The 7,327-nt window shown below is 66.4% G+C and carries 10 protein-coding genes; 3 read left to right on the top strand and 7 right to left on the bottom strand.

All coding sequences use genetic code 11. From position 1 onward, the window contains the following. Positions 1–549 (bottom strand): type IV pilus assembly protein FimV (locus E4L96_RS22715; RefSeq protein WP_370660761.1); only part of this gene is annotated, 549 nt, incomplete at its 3' end. A 114-nt stretch (positions 550–663) separates the two neighbouring features. Between E4L96_RS22715 and fumC the strand changes: the two genes are divergently transcribed. From fumC to E4L96_RS22700, 3 genes are all read left to right on the top strand, one after another. Further along, positions 664–2,055 (top strand): class II fumarate hydratase, encoded by a 1,392-nt coding sequence (fumC, locus tag E4L96_RS22710; RefSeq protein WP_135209503.1) that lies wholly within the window; start codon positions 664–666, stop codon positions 2,053–2,055. A 64-nt stretch (positions 2,056–2,119) separates the two neighbouring features. Then, positions 2,120–2,353, top strand: coding sequence for an RNA-binding S4 domain-containing protein (locus tag E4L96_RS22705; RefSeq protein ID WP_135209502.1), 234 nt, complete (start codon positions 2,120–2,122; stop codon positions 2,351–2,353). Between the two features lie 88 nt (positions 2,354–2,441). Further along, positions 2,442–2,729: a DUF883 family protein gene (locus E4L96_RS22700; protein ID WP_135209501.1), complete on the top strand. Its 288-nt coding sequence runs from the start codon at positions 2,442–2,444 to the stop codon at positions 2,727–2,729. Here the strand turns inward: E4L96_RS22700 and bufB are convergent. From bufB to E4L96_RS22670, 6 genes are all read right to left on the bottom strand, one after another. Continuing rightward, positions 2,722–4,398: an MNIO family bufferin maturase gene (gene bufB, locus E4L96_RS22695; protein WP_267874346.1), complete on the bottom strand. Its 1,677-nt coding sequence runs from the start codon at positions 4,396–4,398 to the stop codon at positions 2,722–2,724. The genes E4L96_RS22700 and bufB overlap by 8 nt on opposite strands. Positions 4,399–4,407: 9 nt before the next feature. Next, on the bottom strand, positions 4,408–4,683 hold the full coding sequence (locus E4L96_RS22690; protein WP_135209499.1) for a BufA1 family periplasmic bufferin-type metallophore: 276 nt from the start codon (positions 4,681–4,683) through the stop codon (positions 4,408–4,410). A gap of 119 nt (positions 4,684–4,802) precedes the next feature. Further along, positions 4,803–5,018, bottom strand: coding sequence for a hypothetical protein (locus E4L96_RS22685; RefSeq protein ID WP_135209498.1), 216 nt, complete (start codon positions 5,016–5,018; stop codon positions 4,803–4,805). Positions 5,019–5,159: 141 nt separating this feature from the next. Next, positions 5,160–5,357, bottom strand: coding sequence for a YjfB family protein (locus E4L96_RS22680; RefSeq protein ID WP_135209497.1), 198 nt, complete (start codon positions 5,355–5,357; stop codon positions 5,160–5,162). Positions 5,358–5,450: 93 nt separating this feature from the next. Continuing rightward, on the bottom strand, positions 5,451–7,001 hold the full coding sequence (locus E4L96_RS22675) for a mechanosensitive ion channel family protein (protein ID WP_135209496.1): 1,551 nt from the start codon (positions 6,999–7,001) through the stop codon (positions 5,451–5,453). Next, a partial coding sequence (locus E4L96_RS22670; RefSeq protein ID WP_167758777.1) for a general secretion pathway protein GspB occupies positions 7,001–7,327 on the bottom strand: 327 nt, incomplete at its 5' end. The genes E4L96_RS22670 and E4L96_RS22675, both read right to left, overlap by 1 nt.

Raw genomic sequence — 7,327 nt, 5'->3', positions numbered from 1 at the left:
TCCTGGGGCAACGCCGCTGGGGGCGGCACCGCTGGCGGCCAGTCCGGCACCAGCAGTCCCCTCCTGGCCGTGGGCAGCGGCGGGGCGGGCTGCGCCGCTCGCTACGGGCGCGCCAGTCGTCGCTGTTGTGGCGGGGTTGGCCACGGTGGCGAGGGCCAGCGGATGCGGGTCCGGCTTGAACCACAGGGTCACCTCGCGCACCGAGTGCTTGCCGTTCTCGACCAGCTCCAGGAACAGGTGCACTGGCGCGGTCTCTACCGGCTTGATGCTGGTAACGTGCAGGAACTGGCGGCCATCGCGCCGCATCACCGAGAAATGCGCCGACGCGAGCACAGGCGGCACCACCACATTCGCGCCCCGGAACACGTCCGCATGAGCCAGGAAGGCCTGCACCTGTCCGCCTTCATCCGGCAGCAGTTCGATGTCGACAATCATCGGCTGGCCCAGCCAGGAGCGGATGGCGGCGTCGCCCAGCTCGGCCGCGTGGACGCCGTGCGCCAGGCCGGAGAGCGCCAGCAGGCCGGAAAATATCAGAGGGCTACGTTGCATCAGCAGAACAAAAAAGTCTCTTACGGTTCGGCCTACGGACTCGTAGCCGCCTACGTCGTTAACGCGCTTTCGGCTAAACTCTTTAGCCTGACGTTTCAATAACAAGGACAGCCCATGCAAACGCGAAGCGAAAAGGACAGTTTCGGTCCGATCGAAGTGCCGCAGGACCATCTGTGGGGCGCGCAGACCCAGCGCTCGCTGCACCACTTCAAGATCTCGACAGAACGCATGGCGCCGGAACTGATCGCCGCCCTCGCCCAGGTCAAGCGTGCCGCCGCGGCCGTCAACCGCTCGCTGGGCCTGCTGCCCGGGGACAAGGCCGACGCCATCATGAAGGCCGCCACCGAAGTCCTGGAAGGCAAGCACGCCCAGGAATTCCCGCTGTCGATCTGGCAAACGGGCTCCGGCACGCAAACGAACATGAACATGAACGAGGTGCTGGCCAACCGTGGCTCCGAGCTCCTTGGCGGCGAACGCGGCATGGCGCGCCTGCTGCACCCGAACGACCACGTGAACATGGGCCAGTCGTCCAACGACGTGTTCCCGACCGCCATGCACGTCGCCGCCGCGCTCGCCGTGGCGGACAACGTGCTGCCCGCGCTGGCCCAGCTGCGGGGCACGCTGGAGCGCAAGGCACGCGAGTTCGCGGACATCGTCAAGATTGGCCGCACCCACCTGCAGGACGCGACGCCGCTGACCCTGGGCCAGGAATTCTCCGGCTACGTGGCGCAACTCGAATATTCCGAGCACGCCATCCGCCAGAGCCTGCCGGCCCTGTTCAACCTGGCTGCCGGCGGCACGGCCGTCGGCACCGGCCTCAACGCGCACCCGGACTTTGCCAACCGCATCGCGGCCGAATTGTCCTCGCGCACCAGCCACACTTTCCGTTCCGCGCCGAACAAGTTCATGGCACTGGCCGGACACGACGCCATCGTCGGCGCGCACGGCGCATTCAAGACGCTGGCCACGGCGCTGATGAAGATCGCCAACGACGTGCGCTGGATGGCCTCCGGTCCGCGCTCCGGCCTCGGTGAAATCACGATCCCGGAGAACGAGCCCGGCAGCTCCATCATGCCCGGCAAGGTCAACCCGACCCAGTGCGAGGCGATGACCATGCTGTGCTGCCAGGTGTTCGGCAACGACGTCGCCATCACGATGGGCGGCGCGTCCGGCAACTTCGAGCTCAACGTCTTCAAGCCAATGATTGCGCACAACTTTCTGCAGAGCGCACGGATGCTGGCCGACGGCATGCGCTCCTTCGACGAACACTGTGCCCACGGCATCGAAGCCAATCGCACGCGCATTGCCCAGTTGATGGAACAGTCACTCATGCTGGTGACCGCCCTCGCCCCGCACATCGGCTACGACAAGGCGGCCTCGATCGCCAAGAAAGCGCAGGCGGAAGGCAGCACGCTCAAGCAGGCCGCCTTGCAGCTGGGCTACCTGAGCGAGCAGGATTTCGACCAGTGGATTAACCCGCTGGAAATGACCCGGCCGGGGCTCTGACTCACCCACCCGCCGGGTGCCCAGGCAAACGGGCGCCTGGCTAACTCAACAGGAAATACACTTCATGCAACGAGTCAGTTTCGAACTCACGTCCGAGTTCATCGAGCTCAACCAGTTACTTAAATTGTCCGGCCTGGTCGACAGCGGCGGTGCCGGCAAGCACGTGGTCGCGTCGGGCGCCGTCAAGGTTGACGGCAAACAGGAACTTCGCAAAACGGCCAAGATCCGCGCTGGCCAGCAGGTCGCGGTAGGCGACGTGCGGATCACGGTTACAGCTGGTCACACAGCCGGGTCCTGACCCGTCCGCCGCGGTTGCGGAACGACAAACTGGGCGGACGTGCTTGTTCTAACTTTTCACTCATGATTAACCGGTTGGAGTGAGAACCATGGAGCGCCCAGACCAACGCCAGCAAACCCAGGAACGCCTGATCTGCGACCTTCGCCTCGTGATCGAAAACGCCGAGGAACTACTGCGAAACACGGACCAGTACACCAGCGTCCTGTACCAGAATGCCCGCGCCAAGCTGGCGCAGGCCCTGAACGCTGCCACCGAAGAGCTTGCGCGGTTTGAGGACGCGCAGCTGGAGCGGATGATCGCCGCCACGCATGAGGCCAACCGCCTCCATGCAGACAAGACGGGCGAAGAGCGCATCTTCCGCGCTTTTCTCAACTGATGCTGGGTGTTCCCGACTGATCTCTGACCGGATGCGCCGCCGGAAGCGGCGCACCCAAAATCTCCAGCTCGATCCAGCGGCGCAAGGCCGCAGCCAGGTCAAAGGCCGGGTCGGCCGCGAAGGCGGCATCGAGCGCAGCTCCCATCGTTTTTCCTGCTGATAGGACCTGCAAGGCGGCATGCTGCGCCTGGTCCAGCTCCGCCACCTGGGCGCTGCTGCTGCGGGTGCATGCCGCTACCAGCCAAGTGGGGCGTTCGAAGTCGGCAGGAAACGTGGGCTCCTGCCCCGGCTGGTGCGATTGCCAGAGCGCGCCGACCGCATAGTTGCATGCAAGCAGCTGGCAGCCAGGCTGCAACGCGAATCGTGCGCTTTCGAAATCGGCAGGGCGCAATGCCGCGAGGGCTTGCGCGGACAGTGGTTCGCTTCGGGGCGCGTAGTGCGCGCGGTGCACGGCCCATTCGAGCCGGGCCATGTCCGGCAAATACGGCAGCGCGGCGGCGGGGTCAAAGTCAGCCAGAAATGCTGCCAGTTGAGCGCCAAAACGGTTCAGGTCCGGGTCGGTCGATGGGTGCGCGCGACCGTAGGCACGGGCCAGCGCGCCAACATACTCGTCGCCGACCATGCGGCGCAGCACCGGATACGCATTGGTGAGCGCCTTCCGCCAACTGTCGGTCAGATTGCCGCGATACAGCGCCAGCCGATGCTCCGCGTGTTCGGCGCGTACAGCCGGAAGCAGATCCGAGGTGGCGGCAGGGTCGAACAGCGCGTCCGCAAAGCGGGACTGCAGCTGGCTCAGATCGCCCAGCGGTGCACTGCTGCGCAGCGTCTTGCCGGATAAGACTGCGTGCGGCGCTGGGTGCAAGCGCAGCAGCGCCTCCGCTTGCGCTGCCTCATCCAGCAACACCTCTAGCTCGGGCACCTGCGTATCCCATTCGATCAGCGTCGGCACCGCGCCAAACCGCTGCAGTGCAGCGCGATAGAGGCGCCACACCGGTTCCGCTACGCGGTCCCCGTGATGATCGATGACGGCCTCCGGCGTGACCAGGTGCCCGCCAAGGTGGATCTCCGCCACCGTGCCTGGGTCGATCTCCGCCAGCGCGCGCGCGGCGTGCTCCCCATTGTTGAGCTGGTTGACGTAAAGGTTGTTCACGTCCAGCAGCACCGCGCAGCCAGTGCGGCACACCAGCGCGGCCAGGAATTGAGTCTCGCTCATCGTGTCGCCGTGAAAGCGCAGGTAGCTCGACACATTCTCGATCGCGACCTGGCGGCCGAGCACGTCCTGCACCTGCTCGACACGCTCGCTCACCAGCGCCAGCGCCGCCTCATCGAGCCGCAGCGGCAGCAGATCGTTGAGCTGGCGGCCCGCCACAGCGCCCCAGCTCAGGTGTTCGCTCACCAAAGACGGCTGAATCGCCCGCACCAGCTCGCGCACGCGCCCCAGGTGAGCCGCATCGAAGCCATGCACGGATCCCAGCCCCAGCCCGACGCCATGCAGGCTGACCGGATAATCCTGGCGCAGTGTGGACAGGACCTGCCACTCCCAGCCGGCCCGGTCCAGATAGTTTTCAGTGTGTACCTCGAGCCAGCCGACTTGCGGGCGCTGCTCGAGAAAGGCGCGCATGTGCCGGCCCCGCAGGCCGACGCCGGCGCCGGTTGCCTGGTCCGGCACGGGAGCGACTTACTTGGCGGCCGGCGGCGTGGTCTTGCCGCCCTGCTTTTCGCAGGTGCCCTTCGGGACGTACTTCCACTCGGTCGGCATATTGTCTTTGGCGGCCTGGCCCGAGCAGCCGTGGGCGCCGTCCGAGCTGGCACAGTCATTCTGGCCGGCCTTGGCGACGCCGTAGCACTTCTCCTCATCGTCCTGCGCCGGCATACTCGTGGGCGCCTGCTGGGCGGTGGTCGCTCCAGCGATGGTGACGAGCGCGGCGGCGATGAGGGCGTGGCGTGGGTTCATGCAAAATCTCCTGTCAGGGTGTCGTTGTTCTCGCGGGATTGTACCCGCGGCGAGGGCTCGCGATGAAAAAAGCCGCGGCGCCTGGGGAGGCGCGGCGGCTTTCGGGCCGTGCGGCTGGATTACTGGGCCGGAGCGACCGAGTCGGCCTTCGGATGGGTGGCCTTGTGGGCTTTCTTGTGGGCCTTGTGCCTGGCCTTGTGGTGCTTCTTGGCCGGAGCCGGTGCGCTGGCAGCGGTGTCTGCCGCCGGAGCGCTGGACGGGGCCGGTGCCGACGCCTGGGCAAAGGCGGCGGTGGCGAACAGGGTGGCGACGAGAGCGGCGATCATCTTTTTCATGGCATTGAATCCTTTTCGGTCTGGTTTATCCGTGGGCTCGTAATCGAACTGCGTTACGTAAGCCATTAACGAAAGACCGCCATTTGTGTTGACGCCGCGGCGCGCCGCTTTCTTAAACTAAGCCACGTTTAAGGCAGCCGGTCAGGCGCTGGTATTGATGTTATTGCCGAGGTGCGAAGGCAGGTTCGAGGTCGGCACAGCCTTGATGGCCTCGACCATCTGCGCGCCGGTGCTCTCGGCCACGTCCTGGATCTTGCGCAGCACGGCCGTTTGCACGTCCGCCTTGTTACCGGTTTCCGCCATGCTCGTTGCGAGCTTTGCAATTCCGCCAACATCCATGATGATCTCCTGATAAGCCCAATAAGCCTGATCACCTGTTTACGGCGGAACTGAACGGAACTTGAGGCCAGCCACGAAAAAAATCATCGCGTCCTATCGGCTCTCCGACTCGACTGTCATTCCAGCGCTGCGTCCTTGCGAATTGAGAGCGGTCGGCGCGGCGATGCCGAAGAAGCGGCGGATGCGGTCCAGCAGCGTGGTGCTGTCATCGGGGGCCTGGTGGTCTGCCACGCGCACCGCTTCCAGCGCCGAGCGGCGCGCGCTCATGATCTCCGCGAGGCCGTCAGCCAGCTCGGGGCGGGCGCGCAGGATGCTCTCAAAGCTCTCCTTGTCGATGCGGTAGCAGACGGCATCCGTGCGCGCGGCCACGGTGGCGCTGCGTGGTTCGCCCGTCATCATGCCCTTCTCGCCGAACACCGCGCCGGTGCCCAGGGTGGCGACATATTTGCGTTCGCCGGAGCGGGCTTCGTAGATCACATCCGCTTCGCCGTTCACCAGCACGTACAGCCAGTGCGCGACCGCGCCCTGGCGCGTGATCACGTCGTTCTTCATGAAGGGGGTGACCTTGAGGCGCGAGGCCACCGTGCGCAGCTCCGCGGCCTGCAGGCCCGCGAACAGCGGCACCCCGGCCAGCACGCCGACGCGGTGCTCGATCTCGTCGTCATCCAAGGCTTTCGGCGGTTCCGGGTTTTCGACCCGCACCTCCATCGCCTGGCGCGCCAGCGGATACTCATTGCGGCGCAGGACGGATAGCACATGCAGCCGCACCAGCGAATCGGCCACCGCGTCGTGCTGCTGGTCCAGCAGCCAATAGCGCACCGCGAATTCGGCGGTGCCGTTGCCGTAGTCGGTCAGCACGCAGTCAGCCGCCGGGGTGGAGGCGACGTGCTGGATCTGGGCGCCGCGCAGGGCCTTCTCCACTTCGTCGATCACCTCCTGCGGGGTGACGGCGTCCGAGGTCGCGAAGGGGACGGTGCGGCGCGCCAGCGGGAGCTCGGCGCTGGACAGCACCAGCACCCGGGTCTTCATCAACTGGCTGTTGGGGAGCACGGCGACTTCGCCGTTGGTGGTGAGGATGGCGGTGTGGCGCCAGCCCACTTCCGTCACTTTACCGCGCACGCCGTCGACCATGATCCAGTCGCCGAGGTGGATCGACTTGTCCGCCTGGAGGGCGAGACCGCCGAGGATGTTCCCCAGCGTCTCCTGCATTGAGAAGGCGAGGATGGCGGTGATGGCGGCGGAGGTGGTGACGATCCCGCCCAGGTTCACGCCCGCGGTGCGCATGCGGACCACGCACCATGCGAGGGTGGCGATGACGAACACGATTTCGTGCAGGATGCGCGGCTGGCTGGCGCCCAGCGCGGGCATCAGGAGGCGGAAGAACGCCAGGCACACGACGCGGATCAGCAGGATGCCCCAGCCGGCCTTGATCAGTTCCGTGAGCAGTTCGGCTTCATTGGAGCTGGCCCACAGGGGCATCGCGTGTCCGAGCGCGGTGAGCAGGGTCCCGAACAGGGCGAAGCCGGCATGCGTGCGCAGGACGCGCGGGCCTTCCGGCAGCTTGATGGTGATGAGGGCCTGCAGCAGGCAGGCGATCAGCACCAGCGCCAGGATGGACGGGCTGGCGTACCAGGGGGCGGGCATCAGTAGGCGACGCGGTAGCGGGTACCGCGGAAGTTGAGCACGGCGTAGCGCGGCTGCAGGCGTTCCAGCGTCAGGCCGGGCGCGATTTCCTCCCCTTCGTGGCGCAGGGCCTTGTCGATCAGGACCAGCCGGTCGGCGGGGTTGGTGGCATAGATGTAGCCGCCCAGGGTCACCTGCGGGAGCGACTGGCGGACGGCCTCGGGGAGCTCGCGGGCGGTGGGCAGGGTGTCGTCGGCGTCACGCTGAACGGGCGATGCGGCCGGCGCAGGCGCTGCCGACGATGCGCGCGGCGCGGGGGCGGACAATGGCGCGGCGGAGTCCAGCGG

Source organism: Zemynaea arenosa, from assembly GCF_004614185.1.
Taxonomy (GTDB): Bacteria; Pseudomonadota; Gammaproteobacteria; order Burkholderiales; family Burkholderiaceae_D; genus Telluria; species Telluria arenosa.
The sequence above is the reverse complement of the archived record's forward strand: the minus strand, read 5'-3'. Positions and strand labels throughout refer to the sequence as shown.